14 protein-coding genes are annotated in these 16,415 nt (G+C 49.4%); 2 read left to right on the top strand and 12 right to left on the bottom strand.

Going from position 1 to position 16,415, the window contains the following annotated elements:
- Window positions 1–8: 8 nt before the first annotated feature.
- The 5 genes from HMPREF0980_RS18955 to HMPREF0980_RS14265 are packed head-to-tail and all read right to left on the bottom strand — an operon-like array spanning window position 9 to window position 6,691.
- The gene (locus HMPREF0980_RS18955; protein WP_157039372.1) at window positions 9–146 is read right to left on the bottom strand and encodes a hypothetical protein; all 138 of its coding nucleotides are present in this window, start codon (window positions 144–146) and stop codon (window positions 9–11) included.
- Window positions 146–2,152: a serine/threonine-protein kinase gene (locus HMPREF0980_RS14280; RefSeq protein WP_049729781.1), complete on the bottom strand. Its 2,007-nt coding sequence runs from the start codon at window positions 2,150–2,152 to the stop codon at window positions 146–148. Before HMPREF0980_RS14280 ends, HMPREF0980_RS18955 begins: the two co-directional genes overlap by 1 nt.
- A 1-nt stretch (window position 2,153) precedes the next feature.
- The gene (locus HMPREF0980_RS14275; RefSeq protein WP_049729780.1) at window positions 2,154–2,645 is read right to left on the bottom strand and encodes an FHA domain-containing protein; all 492 of its coding nucleotides are present in this window, start codon (window positions 2,643–2,645) and stop codon (window positions 2,154–2,156) included.
- Between the two features lie 12 nt (window positions 2,646–2,657).
- Window positions 2,658–4,964, bottom strand: coding sequence for an FHA domain-containing protein (locus tag HMPREF0980_RS14270; protein ID WP_049729779.1), 2,307 nt, complete (start codon window positions 4,962–4,964; stop codon window positions 2,658–2,660).
- A 38-nt stretch (window positions 4,965–5,002) separates the two neighbouring features.
- Window positions 5,003–6,691 (bottom strand): hypothetical protein, encoded by a 1,689-nt coding sequence (locus tag HMPREF0980_RS14265; RefSeq protein ID WP_049729778.1) that lies wholly within the window; start codon window positions 6,689–6,691, stop codon window positions 5,003–5,005.
- A gap of 211 nt (window positions 6,692–6,902) precedes the next feature.
- Here HMPREF0980_RS14265 and HMPREF0980_RS14260 point away from each other — a divergent pair, with 211 nt between their 5' ends.
- The gene (locus HMPREF0980_RS14260) at window positions 6,903–7,259 is read left to right on the top strand and encodes a hypothetical protein (protein ID WP_049729777.1); all 357 of its coding nucleotides are present in this window, start codon (window positions 6,903–6,905) and stop codon (window positions 7,257–7,259) included.
- Here the strand turns inward: HMPREF0980_RS14260 and dnaB are convergent.
- From dnaB to HMPREF0980_RS14245, 3 genes are read right to left on the bottom strand one after another with little or no spacing between them, the layout of a single operon-like run.
- Window positions 7,242–8,582: a replicative DNA helicase gene (dnaB, locus tag HMPREF0980_RS14255; RefSeq protein ID WP_049729776.1), complete on the bottom strand. Its 1,341-nt coding sequence runs from the start codon at window positions 8,580–8,582 to the stop codon at window positions 7,242–7,244. The two genes, HMPREF0980_RS14260 and dnaB, sit on opposite strands and share 18 nt — an antisense overlap.
- 12 nt (window positions 8,583–8,594) lie before the next feature.
- Complete coding sequence (gene rplI / locus HMPREF0980_RS14250; RefSeq protein ID WP_049729775.1) at window positions 8,595–9,044, bottom strand: 50S ribosomal protein L9; 450 nt, start codon at window positions 9,042–9,044, stop codon at window positions 8,595–8,597.
- Between the two features lies 1 nt (window position 9,045).
- Window positions 9,046–11,100: a DHH family phosphoesterase gene (locus HMPREF0980_RS14245; protein ID WP_049729774.1), complete on the bottom strand. Its 2,055-nt coding sequence runs from the start codon at window positions 11,098–11,100 to the stop codon at window positions 9,046–9,048.
- Between the two features lie 240 nt (window positions 11,101–11,340).
- Here HMPREF0980_RS14245 and HMPREF0980_RS14240 point away from each other — a divergent pair, with 240 nt between their 5' ends.
- A complete protein-coding gene (locus tag HMPREF0980_RS14240; protein WP_049729773.1) occupies window positions 11,341–12,192 on the top strand; it encodes an AraC family transcriptional regulator in 852 nt (283 codons plus the stop codon).
- A 107-nt stretch (window positions 12,193–12,299) separates the two neighbouring features.
- Here HMPREF0980_RS14240 and hxlB read toward each other — a convergent pair whose 3' ends face one another.
- The 4 genes from hxlB to HMPREF0980_RS14220 are packed head-to-tail and all read right to left on the bottom strand — an operon-like array spanning window position 12,300 to window position 16,406.
- The gene (gene hxlB / locus HMPREF0980_RS14235) at window positions 12,300–12,878 is read right to left on the bottom strand and encodes a 6-phospho-3-hexuloisomerase (RefSeq protein WP_049729772.1); all 579 of its coding nucleotides are present in this window, start codon (window positions 12,876–12,878) and stop codon (window positions 12,300–12,302) included.
- Window positions 12,872–13,885: an ABC transporter permease gene (locus HMPREF0980_RS14230; RefSeq protein ID WP_049729771.1), complete on the bottom strand. Its 1,014-nt coding sequence runs from the start codon at window positions 13,883–13,885 to the stop codon at window positions 12,872–12,874. Before HMPREF0980_RS14230 ends, hxlB begins: the two co-directional genes overlap by 7 nt.
- Before the next feature lie 11 nt (window positions 13,886–13,896).
- Window positions 13,897–14,886, bottom strand: a complete 990-nt coding sequence (locus HMPREF0980_RS14225) for an ABC transporter permease (RefSeq protein ID WP_049729770.1) — start codon at window positions 14,884–14,886, stop codon at window positions 13,897–13,899.
- A complete protein-coding gene (locus tag HMPREF0980_RS14220) occupies window positions 14,883–16,406 on the bottom strand; it encodes a sugar ABC transporter ATP-binding protein (protein ID WP_049729769.1) in 1,524 nt (507 codons plus the stop codon). Before HMPREF0980_RS14220 ends, HMPREF0980_RS14225 begins: the two co-directional genes overlap by 4 nt.
- Window positions 16,407–16,415 lie beyond the last annotated feature (9 nt).

The following is a 16,415-nucleotide window of genomic DNA, read 5'->3' as shown; positions in this document are numbered from 1 at the left end:
CCTCCCTCTTACTCGGTCTCTATCTCGTCGAGCAGCTTCTTCCTCTGTCTGTCAAATACCTTCCTGCTGGCAGCCAGTGCCGCGATACAGCCGATGATGCCGGCCGCGCTGACTGCAGTGATGATCCAGCCTGCCGTTATTCCCATTATAGCCATCCTCCTGACTTCACCTGTGCATATACCTGTTCCAGAAGCTGCATCTCCGCGTCCGTGTCATTGCCCGCAAGCTGCGCGTAATACAGTTGTTCCGCCTTCTCATAGTACCCGGCAAACGCCTTGTAGTCACGTGCCGTATTGTCCTTCATCTCCTGCCGGTCCACTTCCAGGAATGCATAGCGTTTATAGATATTGTAGTCCTCCCCGTACAGCCGGGTCATAGCCGCAAGGGTATCCGCCGCTTTGTCAAGCTCCCCCTGCTTTTCGTACAGTATGGCAAGATTGTCATACGTGTCATATGTCTCCCATCCGAGGCTGATGACCTCGTTCAAGACTTCGACAGCCTCGGATCTGTATCTGGACTGTCCGGCTTCTGCCAGATCAATGTCTGCCTGTGCAAGCCGCTCCAGTATGACCATCCTGTATTCCGCCGGCACGGCAGTTCTTGCCTCTGCCAGAATATCCCGCTGCTTCACGTCCTGTCCCTGCATCTCATATATCTCACTGAGCATCACGTAGGCCCTGCTCTTAAGGCCCATGTCTTCCGTCAGGCTGATACACTGCTGGAAATCGTTTGCCGCGCCTGCAAGCTCGTTCAGCGATTTATTGATTTCACCCTTAGCATAGTAGACAGAATCTTCTTTCAATCCATACTCCACCGCCTCATCCAGTACATCCCGCGCTTTTCCTTCCGAACCGTTATATGCAAGCGCGACAGCATAGTCTCTGTAATATCCGCCGTCATATCCGCCGAGCTTGAACAGCTGTTCATACGCCTGCACCGCTTTTCCATACTCTCCGAGCTGGAAGTGGCTTTCTGCTTTCAGGTAATAGATATCCGCCATCCGCTTTTTCAGCGTGTCTATCTTCTCATTTTCAAGAACATCGTATTCAATAAATTCGATACATTCGCTGTATTTCTGCTGATCATACAGTGCATATGCATTCTGGTAATAGCTCTCGAGCGCTCCGGGCAGTATCTTTACCGCCCTCTTATATGTATCCTCTGCTTTCTCATAATCACGGGACAGCCGCTCCTCTTTCTGCTGTGCTACCAGTTCATTGTAAGCCGCTGTCCTCTCCACCTTTATGGTATGGATGCCATAGCCTCCAAGCACGATGAAGCCTGCCAGCAGCACGACGATTCCGGCTCTCATTCCCCTCTGCCTTCGCAGAAGCGCCCGGTATCTGGCGTCCTGCTTTGTAATGCTCTTAAATGACTGGAACATTTCAAAAGCGCTGTCGAACCGGTCATCAGGATCTATCTGCATCGCTTTCTCAATGACCTTTGCAAATGCTTCTCCCGTCTTTCTTGTAAGAAGCTCCATGTCTATCGGATCCTTATAGTCCTTCGTCTTCTTCCCCGAGGCAAGATGGTAGAACGTCGCTCCCACACTATAGATATCTGTCTTTTCGTCAATACTGGAATATTGCGGCAGGCTGTGGACCGATTCACTGTCCAGAGCGATGATATACTGCTCGGGGGACGTATATCCGTCGGTATATCCAAGCACCGTATTCTCATCCATGAAAAAGGATATGTTGAAGTCGATCAGGCAGATGTTCCCCTCCGGCGTCAGCATGATATTTGCCGGTTTGATATCGCTGTGGATAATGGGCGGTTTCTGGCTGTGCAGATAGTTCAAGGCGCTGCACAGCTGCATGCCCCACCTGATCAGTTCATTCTGCGTAAAATGATAGCCGTCCTTCAGAAGCTGCTGCAGCGACTTGCCCGGTATATAGCTCATCACCGTATAGACCTCTCCGTCTATCGTGAGAAAGTCAAGCACCTGCGGCAGATAGGAGTGATGCAGGTTCTTCAGGATATCCACTTCCTGCCTGTTCACGAGCACGGACACGCTCCGGGTCCGCATACGCTTTATGACAACTTCCTTTTTCAGCCGTTTGTGATAGGCCCGGTATACGATACCGCCGCTGCCTTCTCCCAGTTTCTCTCTTATGATATATGTATCTGAAAGTAGTTCTGTAATACCCATCTTATTCCTGCCCCATCTCTATGCTGAACTGAAATTCTTCATCCGACAGCATAAACAGCATACCGTCCATAAGCTTCACCGGCTGCCCGATTTCACTGCCGTCTACATATGTGTGGTTGGATGACCCAAGGTCTTCGAGAAAATATCCGTCTGCCGAAGCCGTAATCCGGGCATGGTGCCTGCTCACGGTTGGATTGTCTTTTATGATGTAGTCAGAATCTGCTTCTTTTCCTATCACGGTTTCCCGTCCAATCAGTTCCGTCGTCTCTCCATCCTTCAGCCGTTTCAGATACGCCCTCGATGTCTGTGCTACGAATACGGTCGGCTCGCTGCCTGAGTACGAAGGCTGTTCTTCCTCCCTGTCAATGAGACGTACGCCACCCTGCACCGGTTCTATCTTTTTGCGCAGGATAATATCCTCTTCAAACCCTTTGTTCTTCAGCGGCGGTATGTACACCTCCCCCGCCTCTTTCCATCCTTCCAGATAATTCATAACTTTTTCCTCCTATCTTCGGTCCTTCGATATTCTCTTCAGCATCAGGATGCTGACCCCCATGAACAACACGGCCATACATATGAGAATCCCCCATGTCATCAGTACATGCCCTTTTGTCGCCTTGAAGAAGCTTTCCGCCGTATGCTCCAGCATCGGATAATCTTTCTGCAGCTTCAGATCCAGCCGGTTCAGCTTCGCAATGCTTCCAAGCCCCTCCACCGACCAGCGGCTGACGGTACAGTAAGAGATGATCTTGCCTGCCCCTTTGAGCGTGAACAGGATGCCGGAAAACAGAAGCTGTATGATGAGCACGAAGGGAGCCACCGCCATCGCCTTATCGCCGGTCTCCACAAGGGAGGAGATGACGAAGCCCATCGTAACAGAAGCCAGTATCGTAAGCCAGACCGTTAATACGATCTCAGGAGCGAACTGTGACAGGAAGATGCCTTCCCGTTCCTTTCCGACCAGATTCAAAAAGACCAATGTCAGAATGAGCGCCTGCACAAAGCCAAGCACTGCCTGCAGTACGAACTTGGACATCACATAGCCGGGCAGCTTCAGGTTCGCCATATATTCCCGCTTCAGTATGACCCGTTCCTTGCAGATCTCCTGGATAGAGTTGAAAAGCCCAATCCAGATACCCGAACAGCTCAGCGCAAACAGCATGGACTTTGTGCTCTCGTATATCTTAAATATATTCTTCTCTGCCACCACGTTGAGCAGGACGGCGATAAGAAGCGGCTGCAGCAGAAGCACTCCCAGCCTTGGACGGTCATTTTTCATAAGTTCCGCATAGCGCACCGTCAATATGGAAAACTGGCGGAACGCAGACACCTTTTTCGGCTTCATCAGCTCCGATCTGCCCGCAGGCGCCAAAGCCGGCTCCTTATCTTTCCGGTAAGCGGCATATCTGCGCTCCCAGAGCCACGGATTCTCGGCAATCATGTTATAGATGTTGACGAGGTCATCTGTCTCATAGAACGCTTTTGCCGCGTTGACATCGCCGCAGAAGCAGAGTCGTCCTCCGGGCCCCATGAAGATGACTTTATCGCACAGATGCAGGTTCTGCGTCGTATGTGTCACCATGATAATCGTCTTGTTCTGCTCTTTGGATAGGGAGCTGAGCGTCATCATGAGATTCTTCTCTGTTCCCGGATCCAGACCTGAAGTCGGTTCATCGAGAAAGAACAGCTTCGGATCCGCCAGAAGCTCTACCGCTATGCTCGCTCTTTTTTTCTGGCCGCCTGAGAGTTTCCGGATGTAAGTGCTTTCGTGATCTTTCAGATCCACCATGGCGAGAACCTCGTCTATCCGTTCCGCAATCTCCTGCTTCAGTGTATCTTCCGGCATCTTCATGCGGGCGGTATAATAGAGCATCCTGCGCAGCGTCAGATTCTCATAGATGATATCTTGCTGCGGCACGAAGCCGATGATATTCTTCAAGTTCTGGAACTGTTCTATCAGGTCGATGCCATTGCAGTATACCTTGCCGTCAAATTCCGGCTCAAAACCGCTCACGGCGTTCATAAGCGTAGTCTTTCCCGCTCCGGACCCCCCGATGATCGCTACGAATTCATTGCCCTGTATCTCACAGCTTACGTTCTTCAGTATCTGCTTCTTTTTCTTCCCCCTGCCCACATATTTATTGATGCCGCAGGCTCTCAGGGAGATGCCGTGAGCGACTGCCTTATAGTAGATGCACTCGCCGGAAAAGAACAGCTGGAAATCCAGTATCTGTATGAGGTCCTTATCCTTAAGCTCCACCGGACCGGCTGTGCTGCGCCCGTTTACCATCACACCATTGGCGCTGTTGTTGTCCTTCAGCACGTATCCGCCGTTCTGTCTAAGGATAAGACAGTGCACCTTGGACACGGCCGGATGCTTCAGCTTAATCTGACAGCCGTCCGCCCGTCCGATGCTGGCGCCATCCTTCCCAAGAGAAGCCTTCTTCCACACCTCCCCTTCCGGGACGATCCTGTACAAAATGAGTATCATCTTATCCGGCGCGTGAACGTCTCCGATACGGAGTACCGTCTTGTCATACAGTTTGGAGTAACCGCTGCCTTCTGTGAGCAGCCGCCTCTGCTCTCCGTCACCGACAAAGGTTCCGTTCATGCTGCCGCTGTCTTCATACCACGTATCTTCTCCGTCCAGGTAAAATGTCCCGTGCAGCTTTGACACGATGTTATCCGGTACGACGATATCGCACTGCTCCCGGCTGCGCCCCAGCGTGACCTTCTCTTTGCCGAAGTTGTCCAGCTTCACTTCCGTAAGCTGGCTGTTCGTATCAATAATCGTCAGTGTCCTTGTCTCCATATTATCTTCCGTACGCTCTCTTTCCTCTGTATTCTCTCCTACTCTGCCCCCTCAAGCAGTGACAAGTCCGACACGTCTGCATATGGCAGCCGGTTCGGATTCGTATAGTAGTCCGCACCTCTGGGTACCTCCCGCTGTGATATCTGTTCGCTTGTTATCTTTCCATCTGCCACGGAGACATGGTATATCGTCTCCCAGTCCATATGGCACTGGGCCGCTGTAACATAAGTCTCTCCGTCCTCCTCCGGGCCGTAAAGAACAGTGTGCGACCCGCTGAAGTCTCCCATATAGGCTGCACTTCCATCCGATACCGTGTATACTTCATACATGTAGTCTGCTTCTGAGTGTCCGCAGAGGATGAACAGCTCCTGTATCCCGTCTCCGTCTATATCCCAGAGCGCATATGTGTTATATTTCCCGTATTCCTCCAGCACCTGTTCGACAATGGGTGCATAGGCCGCCCTGTAATCCACGCCGGGATTCGTATCATTTCCTGAAACGGCTGTACTCTGGCTCTCCTGCCTCTTGTATGCTCCCTGCTGCCAGATAGCAAATTCCAAATCAATTTTTCCAAGCTCCTCCGGGTTGATATCTCCGTAATGGGACGGGAAATTATCTTGCTGACGCTTCCCGGCAATCGTAAACAGAAGATCGTCCTTCTCGTCTTCCATGGACAGCTTCATCATCCATGTATCCCGGATATCAGATGCAGATCTGGTAAGCCCGATACGTTCGAGCCTGTCTGCCATAATATAAGATTCGCTCTCGTAGAATTCAAAGGACGAGCCACCTGTCTCTCCATCTGTTCCCGTATACTTCTGAAATCCCCCGTCATATGTCAGCACGAACGATTCAAATCCCCAGCCATCAGCCAGCGTATATGCCAGGCTTGAAAAGCTCCCGCATATGAAGACGGTTTCTCCCTGTTCTTTCAAAAACAGCATATCCTCTTCAAAGTCTATCGTTCCGAGAACATTTGACATAACGCCCCACTCCGCATTCTTGACAACTTTACCGCCTGAATTTTCGTACATCTGCAGAACTATTTTATTTCTCTGTGTATGGAACAGTTCATCCTCTGCCGTGTTGTCCATGACAACAGCCAGAAGCTCCTCCTCCCCGTCGGAATCGAAGTCCATTATCCTTGACGTGACGACCCCTTTCTCACTGTGTATGCTCTCAACATATGCACTGTATTGGCCGGACTTTTTATATTCTGTCGTGTAAGTGCCCGGACTGCACTGTCCAAGCTCCGGGATGAGCACCTCATCCACATATGTATAAAGGTTATATTTGTTCTTTATAGTGCCGCTTCCCGTCTTTTGTACACCCTTTTCCAGAATCGCCCTGGCTTTTTCCGGCTCATTCTTCTTCTCATATATGCGTGCCAGTTGTATGTAGGGCTCTTCCTGCTTCTCATCTATACTGATAGCCTTCAGATAACTGTCCTCGGCCTTTTCATAATCCAGCTCTTCCATATACTTGTCCGCCCTGGCCACATTGTCGCCAAACCTTTTTTCTCTACTCTGCTTTGAAACCATCACTACTGCTATTGCAGCAGCAGCCAGAAGGATACAGGCAGTCACGGTAATCCACGCAATTTTCCTGTTTCTTTTATGGGAGCCTCCGCCTGCTTCCTCTTCCTGAACTTCTATTATCGGAACACCACATCTACAACAGAATCTGCTGCCTGCATCATTTTCAGCACCGCACTTTCTGCAATACATTTCTTACCCTCATTTCTTCCATATTTTTACATCTGCTTTCCTTGTCTATTATATCATTTTTTCAGAATCCTTTTCATAATTTTTGCATAAAATACAATAAATGTGCCTTTTTTATTTTTTGCTTGTCCTCGACGGGTTTTGACTCGTTTTACCACATTCGTATGCTATGATAACTCCATGAAAGAATCTTTATTCATAAGGGGGTATAATAATGGGAAACGCATTAGAACAGTTGAGACGCGAGACAAAAGACGACGCAAAACTGTATGGCTGTATCAAAGAATTGTACGAGCAGGGGGTGCCTTTTTCAGATCTGAAGGCCCTGATCCCTGATATCCGCCGTACGCGGGAGCAGCTGTATATGAAGCGTATGCTGGAAAACAACAATGAAGTTCTTCTCTCCATGTTCAGCAAAGAGATGTCATTCCTGCTTGATGCAAAAGAGCGTCAGGAAGAAGAACAGTTCAAAAAACTGGACCAGCTCATCCGCCAGCAGCAATCTTACCGGAAAGCTGCAGCGGGAACCGGCCCAGTGGAAAAGCTCAAAAAATTATTCCTGCCTGCTTAGGTTGGCAAATTTTGTGTACTCGCCAAGCCAAGCCAGATGAACGGTCCCTACAGGGCCGTTTCTTTGTTTTGCAATAATAATCTCTGCTTGTCTTTTATATTCTGAATCCTTATTGTAATATTCATCCCTGTATATAAACATTACCACGTCGGCATCCTGCTCTATCGCCCCGGATTCACGGAGATCGGAAAGCATCGGCCTTTTGTCCGGCCTGCTCTCCACCGCACGGCTGAGCTGTGACAGGGCGATGACGGGAACGCTCAGCTCCCTCGCCAGTGCCTTCAGGGAGCGGGATATCTCTGATATCTCCTGCTGCCTTGACTCGGAACTCTTACCTACGCTTCCGGTCATAAGCTGCAGGTAGTCGATGATGACCACGTCCAGCCCGTGCTCCAGCTTGTACTTCCTACATTTAGATCGGAGCTCGGATACGGAGATGCCTGGCGTATCATCTATTATCAGATTGGATTGTCCGATAATTCCGGCACCTTCTATGAGCTTCTCCCAGTCTGAATCCTTCATGTTACCTGTTCTGAGCGCCTGGGCATCCACCTGCGATTCAAGGGAAAACAGACGGTTCACGAGCTGTTCCTTGGACATCTCCAGACTGAAGATTGCGACGCCCTTCTCTTTCTTGAACGCGATATACTGGGCGATGTTCAGTACAAATGCCGTCTTACCCATAGAAGGCCTGGCTGCCACGAGCACCAGGTCGGACGGCTGAAGACCGGACAGCTTATAGTCCAGATCCACAAATCCTGTCGGAATCCCTGTCACGGTGCCTTTGTTCTTGGACGCCTTCTCAATGCGGTCCAGCGCGTTGAGCACGACATCTTTTATAGGGACGTAGTCACCGGTATTGCGCCTCTGCAGCAGATCGAACACCGATTTCTCCGTCGTTTCAAGTACCGATTCAAGCGGCTCTTTTCCCGCATAGCATATGTTGGCAATCTCTTCATTGAGCTTGATCAGCTTACGCATCATAGCCTTGTCGGACACGATATCCGCATAATATTTTACGTTGGCGGATGTGGGTACTGCCGTCACCAGATCCTTTACAAATTCAAGGCTAGCGATTTCAGCCGGCACGTCCTTCTCTTTCAGCCGCTCCTGAAGCGTAATCAAGTCTACCGGCTTCCCCTCGTTAAAGAGTTCTACCATGGAGTCAAATATCACTCCGTAAGCGGACTGATAGAAATCCTGCCCGCCGATAATCTCCGACGCCGTCAGAATGGCATCTTTATCCATCAGCATGGCACCTACGACAGATTGTTCCGCTTCCACGCTATGGGGCATAACTCTTTTGATGAGCGCCTCTTCCATACCGCAATCCTCCTATACTTCTTCCGTAACAACGACTTTCAGTTCTGCTGTCACCTTCGGATGCAGTTTGATCGGGACATTGTGCGTCCCCAGCGTCTTGATCGTCTCCTTGAGCTGCACTTTCTTCTTATCTATCTCCAGGCCCATCTGCTCCTTCACCTCTGCGGAGATTTCTTTGGAGGACACGGCTCCGAACGCCTTGCCGCCTTCTCCTACCTTGATGGACACTTCTATCTTTCCGGCTTCGATTCTGGCTCCCAATTCCTTCGCCGCTTCATACTGCTCCTGCGCCACCTTATCTGCATTCGCTTTCTTAAGCTTCAGGTCATTCAGGTTCTTACTGTTGGCCTCTACACCTTTGTTATTCTTAAGGATAAAGTTTCTGGCATATCCGTCGCTTACCTCAACGATATCCCCTTTCTTACCGAGTGATTTTACGTCTTCTTTTAATATTACCTTCATCTTAGATGTCTCCTCCTTCTACCATGTCACGTATGACTTCTTTCAGCTTCTCCACTGCCCCGTCGATGTCCATGTCCAGCAGCTGCGCGCCCGCGGCATTCATATGTCCGCCGCCGCCGAGCCGCTCCATGATAATCTGTACATTGACCTCATCGATAGAGCGGGCGCTGATATATATCTTACCATTATAATCTGTCAGCACAAAGGACGCCTTGATCTGGCTGATGTCAAGCAGTTCGTTCGCTGCCTGTGCGCCGATGATGGTCGGGCTCTCTATAGGAAGGCCTGCCCCCCTTGCTATGGCAAACTTTTCCTCATATACTTCCGCGCTGCTGATAATCTCCGCCTTCGCGCGGTACGCGTCCATATCGTCCCGGAACATCTTGCGCACAAGGGTAATGTCCGCGCCGCAGCGGCGCAGGAAGGCAGCCGCCTCAAAGGTACGCACGCCCGTCCGGTTCATGAAGTTATTCGTGTCAATCATAATACCTGCGTACAGGCTGCTCGCCTCTATATTCGGTATCTTGATATCGTCCACGATATACTGCAGGACCTCTGCGACCATCTCGCAGGCCGATGAAGCATACGGCTCTATATAAGACAGCAGCGCATTGTCGATATTATCACTGCTCTGCCTGTGATGGTCGAGCACGACGATCGTACGCGTCATGCGGAGCAGCTCCTCGCATTCTGTCATCTGCGGCCTGTTCGTGTCCACGACGACGACCATCGTATCTCCGTCCGCCATGTCGATGGCCTGCTGCGAGTTCAGGAACAGATCCTCAGGATAAGCAGGGTCATTGGCATACACCTCATACAGCGGGCGAAGAGACGCCGACACTTCATTGATGATGATGTGGGCCTTTTTCTCTAGCGCCGCCGCGGCTCTGTATATGCCGACAGCAGCACCAAAAGAATCCACATCCGTAAGCTTATGTCCCATGACAAGGATATGCTCTTTCACCGTGATGAATTCCCGGAGCGCTTCCGCCTTCACCCTTGCCTTTACCCTCGTATTCTTCGAGGTCTGCTCCCGCTTGCCCCCATAATAGGTGATGCCGCTGCAGTCCTTGATTACAGCCTGGTCTCCGCCACGCGCGAGCGCAAGGTCTATGGCCACACGGGCATAGTTATAACTCTGTGAATATGCGGAATTGCTCAGGCCGAGCCCGATGCTTAAAGTGGCTGGAATCCCGTTCCCGATATTGACGGACTTCACATCTTCCAGCAGAGAAAACTTATCCTCCTCCAGCTTCTTAAAATACTGTTTCTTTATAGCGATAAAATATTTGTCATTTTCCAGCTTCTTGACGATTCCGTCCACCCTGGCGATGTACTGATTGATCTTGCGGTCTACGAGCGCCATCAGAAGCGACTGGCGCACTTCTTCCACGCTGTTGATCACTTCATCATAGTTGTCAATATAGATGAGCCCCGAAACGAGGCGCTGCTCTTCATTTTCCTTTTTACATATGTTCAGTTCCGTCACGTCATTCAGATGTACCGCGATGAAATACTCCCTCTCTTCTGGAAGTTCCATCAGCTGCTCTGTCTCGTTGAATCCCTCTACCGACACACGCCGCAGTTCCGCCTTATATTCCCGGTTCTCATAGTAGACGTCCATCTTCACGGATTCGTTCTCTTCTTTCGGAAATATATTCTTGTTCAGCTCCGGAATATACTTGCTGATATAAGCCTCCCCTTTCGGCCTTTTTCCGAATATCTCCTCAAACTTATCATTCATCCATACCGCTTTGCCATCTTCCAGCAGAATCGCGTACGGAACTGACAGCTCCCGCAAAAGGGTATTCTGCACGATACCGTACTGGGCTGCAAATTCAACCAGATCCTTCATGATGATGGACTTGCTGTACAGGTACAATATGCCGACCATTACGATATAGATGAGCAGGAATATGAACATCAGCGCCCCTGCACGTTTATCGATCTTATATATCCATATGTTCACGGCCACAAGGAACAGCGCCATGATGGCCGGCCACTGCATATACAGTCTCAGCTGACCTTTCAGTTGGACTTTCTTCTTTTCTTTCATATCTCCATCCTCTAATCTGACTGGCCTCAGTCACATTCTTTTCATAAACAAAGCCACAATATACGTCAATATTATATCATCTTTCCCGGCGAAAGGAAAGGACTTGTATCTTTTCGGTAAAACTGTATAATAATAGCACCATACATTTATGTAAAAATCCTCTCTTTATCGTGCATGGAAAGAGAGGTATCTGTGAATAAAAGCAACTATAATAATACATATGAAAAGGAGAAGGTGCGAATGGACTGGATAGAACGTCTCAACAAAGCAGTGAATTATATAGAAGAAAATATTACGGAGGAGATAGATTATACGCAGGCTGCCAGGACAGCCTGCTGCTCTACCTATCATTTCCAGCGGATGTTTGCCTACATGGCAGGTGTACCGCTCTCCGAATATATCCGCCGCAGACGGATGACTCTTGCCGCGGCAGACCTTCAGGATGCCGGCGCGAAGATTGTGGATATCGCTTTAAAATACGGCTATTCCTCTCCTACCGCCTTCAACCGGGCGTTTCAGAACATGCACGGGATTGCGCCTTCCGCCGCAAAAAAGGAAGGTGCACCGCTCAAGTCATTTCCGCCTGTAAGTTTTCAAATAACAGTAAAAGGAGTAGAAGAAATGAATTACCGCATCGAATCAAAAGAATCTTTCCGCATTATCGGCGTGTCGGAGCCGCTTCATAAGGAGATTGAGCAGAACTTTAACGTCGTACCGGGAATGTGGCAGAAAGCAGCCGCGGACGGTACGATCGCAGCACTGGCACAGATGATGGACAGCGAGCCAATGGGGCTGTTAGGCGTGAGCGCCTGCCATGACAATGAAGAATGGAGATACTATCTGGCAGTATCAAGCAGCCAGGAGCTGACCGGCAGTCTGGAAGAATACCATGTTCCGGCCGCTACGTGGGCTATCTTCTCTGGTTCAGGGACTAACCGATCCATCCAGGAGCTGGAGCAGAGAATCGTCACCGAATGGCTGCCGGGTTCTGGTTATGAATATGGAGACGCACCTGATATCGAAGTATATCAAAATGCCGATCCGGACAATGCCAAGTTCGAAGTATGGATACCTGTCACGCGGAAGGAATAAAGCACATCCAGGAGCGCCCCTTTTCGTCAATGAAAGCAGCAGATACTGACTTGCCGCCAAAAACACGGCGTTCTGTCATGCATCTGCTGCTTTGGGTTATCTGGAAGCTACTCTATATTTCTGTGCCTTGCCTCCATCTGCGCATGCGTAATCTGCATCTCTTCTTCCAGTAGAATAATAATCATATCAAACAAGAGGAACAGATGCTGTTCAAACAAGTTGCCCATCGGCTGTACGGACGGTACAGCCCTGTCATCCGTACCATTATAGACGCACGCCGGTACGAACAGTACGCAGTCTGCAAGCGCCGGTGTCTTCTCTTTCGGCCCGCCTGTGACGACCGCAACAGCCGCGCCGCTCTCTTTCGCCCGTTCCGTCACATAGTGAATATGTCCTATTCTGCCCGAGCCGTTGACGGCGATGAATAGATCTTTGTCTCTCATGCCCGGCGTCGTGTCATCCCAGATCCAATGCACTTCTTTTCCAAGATGCATCAGCCGCATTGCAAATGCACGCGCGGCAATGCCTTCTCTTCCAACGCCCATCACAAATATGCGTCCGGCTGTTTTTATATGTTCCATGAACTGTCCCAATTCTTGCAAATTTTGCTTTTCAAACACTTCTACGTGTTCCAGAAGTATGGTCTTATATAATTCCTTATATCTCTCTTCTCTCACTTCTAACATCCCTCTTTCAGACTTTTTCTAAGTTCCACCCTATTGGTATACTTTCTTAATGCATAATTCAGTCCAAGTACAAGTACGAGCATAATACCCCAGATTAATTTCTTCGTATAAGGAGACAATGACATAATCGTAAAGGCACTGGACAAAATCTGCATCAGCACGACTGCTATCAGCACTCCCCACACCCTGCCTTTGCCACCGTTTGGATCAATCCCTCCGACCACGCATACGATCAGTGTCTGAAGCAGGTAGGAATCGCCGTATCCTACTTTGGCGGAATTGACTCTGCTGAGTACAATCAGCCCTGCCATTCCTGCGAGAACGCCTGTCAGAAGAAACGTACAGATGCACATCTTATCATTATCGATTGCGGAGAATCTGGATGCGGTAGGATTGTCCCCATACAGATATAGTTTCCTTCCAAACTTGCTTTTTGACAAGACCATGCCCAGAATCACTGCCGTCAGCAGAAACAGCCAGAAAATGAGGGGAAGCTGCATCAATGTGGCCTTGCCTATCTGCGCAAACCCTCTGTCAATATTTCCGACGCTGGCGCCCCCAGTTACCGCCATCCCGATACCCTGGAATAGTGTCATCGTCCCAAGCGTGGCTATGAGGGGCGGAGCCGAAGTCCTGGAAATGAGCAATCCGTTCAGGAGCCCGAACAGCAGGCTGACAATCACTGCTGCCGCGACAGCGGCCACGATTCTTGATGAGCCAGTCAGGCCAAATGCCCACTGTCCATTGAGAATATATGCGCTCGTAATGGCAACTGTATTTGCATTGGCGATAATGGACAGGTCGATTCCTCCAATCATATTGGACAGCATCATCGCCAAAGCCAAAAATCCAAATTCCGGTATCTGGAACGTCATAGACTGTATGTTTTTCAGGGAGTACATTGCGTCCCCGAAGGATACTGCCGACCACAGCAATACAAGCACGGTCACTCCTGTAAGAATACTGAGATTCAAATCTCTGCGGATTATTTTATTTACTTTATTCATCTTCTGCCTCCCTATTCTGTAAAGATAAGGTTATTTCGATTTTTCACCTTCTCCTGATATGATGTCACAGCTACCGAAATGACCAGAATAGTCCCTACAAACAGATTGTTCCACGAGGATGACAGACCGATCATAATCAACGTTGTATTCAGAAGATAGATAATGATTACGCCGAGGACTGCCCCAAATATCTTGCCCTGTCCTCCTGTGATCTTTGTCCCGCCAATTACAACCGCGGCTACGACAATCAGTTCATCCCCGACGAGCTTGTTTGGATACAGGGCATTCGTCTGTGCCACATACATCATACCCATGATCCCGGCAAGTATCCCCGAATACACATATACGAACAGTCGGATCCTAAACGGGTTGAACCCCGCCCTTCTGGCTGACTCTTCGTCATTTCCGATTGCAAATATGCCTCTTCCGACCATCGTCCTGTATAATATAAACCAGGTTGCGAGGCCGGCCAGCAGTACCGGGAGCACGGAAGCCGTCAGCCCGGCATCTTTGATTTTAAATACAGACGCCTGGCCGAAGGCATGCAGGCTTTCCGGAAGCACGCCCGCGCCAAAGGACTTGTCACTGATAAACGTAGTCATGATGCCATGGAACAGATTCTGCGTTCCAAGCGTAATGATAAATGGCGGCAGCTTAAGCCAGCTTATGAGCAGCGCGTTTATAACGCCAAGAAGTCCCCCGATAAGCGCGGAGCTGACGAACGCGAATGCCAGATTGTCTATTCCGGTTCCAATCATAATGTTGATTGTCGTGTAGCTTCCAAACAGAGCAACCGCCATAAATGATACGTCAATCCCACCCGATATCATCACTACGAGAAGGCCGATTGCAACCATCAGCGTAGTTGACGCGACACGGGTGATATCAAAAATAGTCTCTATATGTATGAACGCCGGATTCTTTATTGCGACAAAAACACTGTACATGATAATTATCAGCAGAAGAATTCCCTGAAACCGGTCTAATTTTTTCGTCTTCATAGTGCTTCCCCCTTTGCGGTCTCCTCTGCATGCCGTCCGATAAGTTCTGTTATCGTCTGCTCTGCATTTTCTTTCAAGTCATCCTCTTCCAGCATCCGTACACATCTTCCGTCCGCAAGAACCATTACCCTGTTGCAGTTTGCGATAATCTCCTGTATCTCATCAGAGATAAAAATAATTGACATTCCTTCCGCCGCCAGCTTATGTATCTGTTCATATATCTCCGCCTTTGAACCGATGTCGATTCCAACCGTTGGAGTGTCCATGATAAATACTCTCGGCTTGGACGCAGTCCATTTTCCTATCACAACTTTCTGCTGGTTGCCGCCTGACAAGGTACCGACTGCGGTTTCAACAGAAGGCGTCCTCACCTTCAGCTGCCGCGTGTAATCTTCTGCAACCTTTTTCTCTCTGTCTTTATCCAGAAGGCCTCTTGTAGAAATGTCATCTACGATGGCAGAAGATATATTTTCCTTCACCTCTCTGTCCATGAACAGTCCCTGATGAAAGCGGTCCTCCGGGAGCAGGGCGATGCCCAGTTTCTTAGCCTCCATGGGTGACGATATGGCAACTTCCTTTCCGTCTATCTTAATCCGTCCGCTATCTGCGGGGTTCAGCCCGAAAAGCGATAATGCAAGTTCGGTTCTCCCAGAACCGAGAAGTCCGGTTACCCCTACGATATCCCCGGGACGTACTCGAAGAGAGAGCGACTCATACTGTTTTTTTCTCGAAAGATTTTCTATCTCCAGAACCGGTGTGTTATCTTTTACGGAACGCAGGTATCGGGGGTACTCCACTTCCCTTCCTGTCATATGGTAGGAAAGGCTTTTCTTATCCAGCTCTTTGCTCTCAAAGTCACCGATCTTCTCACCATTGCGGAAAATCGTAATGGTGTCTGCCACCGAAAACACTTCGTCCAGCTTATGACTGATAAAGACAATCGCCAGACCCTTCTTCTTTAGATCTAGCATGATTTTCATCAGTCTGTCGACTTCCGTCCTCGTAAGCGCCGTCGTAGGTTCATCCATAAAAAGAATTCTGGCATCCTGTGCAAGCGCTCTGCATATTGCGGTAATCTGCCTGTTTGCCATTGATATCTCTCCCACCGGCTGATTAATGTCCATATGTACACCTATTTTATCCAGCTGCTCTTCCGCAATCGCATGCACCTTCCTCCAGTTTACGATACGCTTCTTATCGGACTTGAGTCTGCTGATTGCTATATTTTCGGCCACCGTCAGATGCTGAAAGAGCGATAAGTCCTGATATATCACCTGGATCCCCTCCCGCATGGCCTGCGATGGTGTCAGGGAATGATACAGGCTGCCGTTTAAGACAACTTCTCCCGAGTCAGGCGTATATACGCCTGAGATGTTTTTTACAAATGTCGATTTGCCGCATCCGTTCTCTCCGGCAAGACAGTGAATCTTACCACTTTCAATCTTGATATTAATGTCCTTCAGTGCCTGAACACCTACAAATGACTTGTATATATGTCTGGCTTCTAAGACTGTTCCCATAATGCTACC

The sequence above is a fragment of the Dorea sp. D27 genome, from assembly GCF_001185345.1.
Lineage (GTDB): Bacteria > Bacillota > Clostridia > Lachnospirales > Lachnospiraceae > Extibacter.
Note: the sequence above shows the minus strand (reverse complement) of the source record. Positions and strands in the feature narration are given on the sequence as shown.

What these genes read in the sequence shown, in the direction of transcription:
- HMPREF0980_RS18955 (WP_157039372.1), bottom strand. Translation starts at nt 146, where the DNA reads ATGGGAATAACGGCAGGCTGGATCATCACTGCAGTCAGCGCGGCCGGC.
- HMPREF0980_RS14280 (WP_049729781.1), bottom strand. Translation starts at nt 2,152, where the DNA reads ATGGGTATTACAGAACTACTTTCAGATACATATATCATAAGAGAGAAA.
- HMPREF0980_RS14275 (WP_049729780.1), bottom strand. Translation starts at nt 2,645, where the DNA reads ATGAATTATCTGGAAGGATGGAAAGAGGCGGGGGAGGTGTACATACCG.
- HMPREF0980_RS14270 (WP_049729779.1), bottom strand. Translation starts at nt 4,964, where the DNA reads ATGGAGACAAGGACACTGACGATTATTGATACGAACAGCCAGCTTACG.
- HMPREF0980_RS14265 (WP_049729778.1), bottom strand. Translation starts at nt 6,691, where the DNA reads ATGTATTGCAGAAAGTGCGGTGCTGAAAATGATGCAGGCAGCAGATTC.
- HMPREF0980_RS14260 (WP_049729777.1), top strand. Translation starts at nt 6,903, where the DNA reads ATGGGAAACGCATTAGAACAGTTGAGACGCGAGACAAAAGACGACGCA.
- dnaB (WP_049729776.1), bottom strand. Translation starts at nt 8,582, where the DNA reads ATGGAAGAGGCGCTCATCAAAAGAGTTATGCCCCATAGCGTGGAAGCG.
- rplI (WP_049729775.1), bottom strand. Translation starts at nt 9,044, where the DNA reads ATGAAGGTAATATTAAAAGAAGACGTAAAATCACTCGGTAAGAAAGGG.
- HMPREF0980_RS14245 (WP_049729774.1), bottom strand. Translation starts at nt 11,100, where the DNA reads ATGAAAGAAAAGAAGAAAGTCCAACTGAAAGGTCAGCTGAGACTGTAT.
- HMPREF0980_RS14240 (WP_049729773.1), top strand. Translation starts at nt 11,341, where the DNA reads ATGGACTGGATAGAACGTCTCAACAAAGCAGTGAATTATATAGAAGAA.
- hxlB (WP_049729772.1), bottom strand. Translation starts at nt 12,878, where the DNA reads ATGTTAGAAGTGAGAGAAGAGAGATATAAGGAATTATATAAGACCATA.
- HMPREF0980_RS14230 (WP_049729771.1), bottom strand. Translation starts at nt 13,885, where the DNA reads ATGAATAAAGTAAATAAAATAATCCGCAGAGATTTGAATCTCAGTATT.
- HMPREF0980_RS14225 (WP_049729770.1), bottom strand. Translation starts at nt 14,886, where the DNA reads ATGAAGACGAAAAAATTAGACCGGTTTCAGGGAATTCTTCTGCTGATA.
- HMPREF0980_RS14220 (WP_049729769.1), bottom strand. Translation starts at nt 16,406, where the DNA reads ATGGGAACAGTCTTAGAAGCCAGACATATATACAAGTCATTTGTAGGT.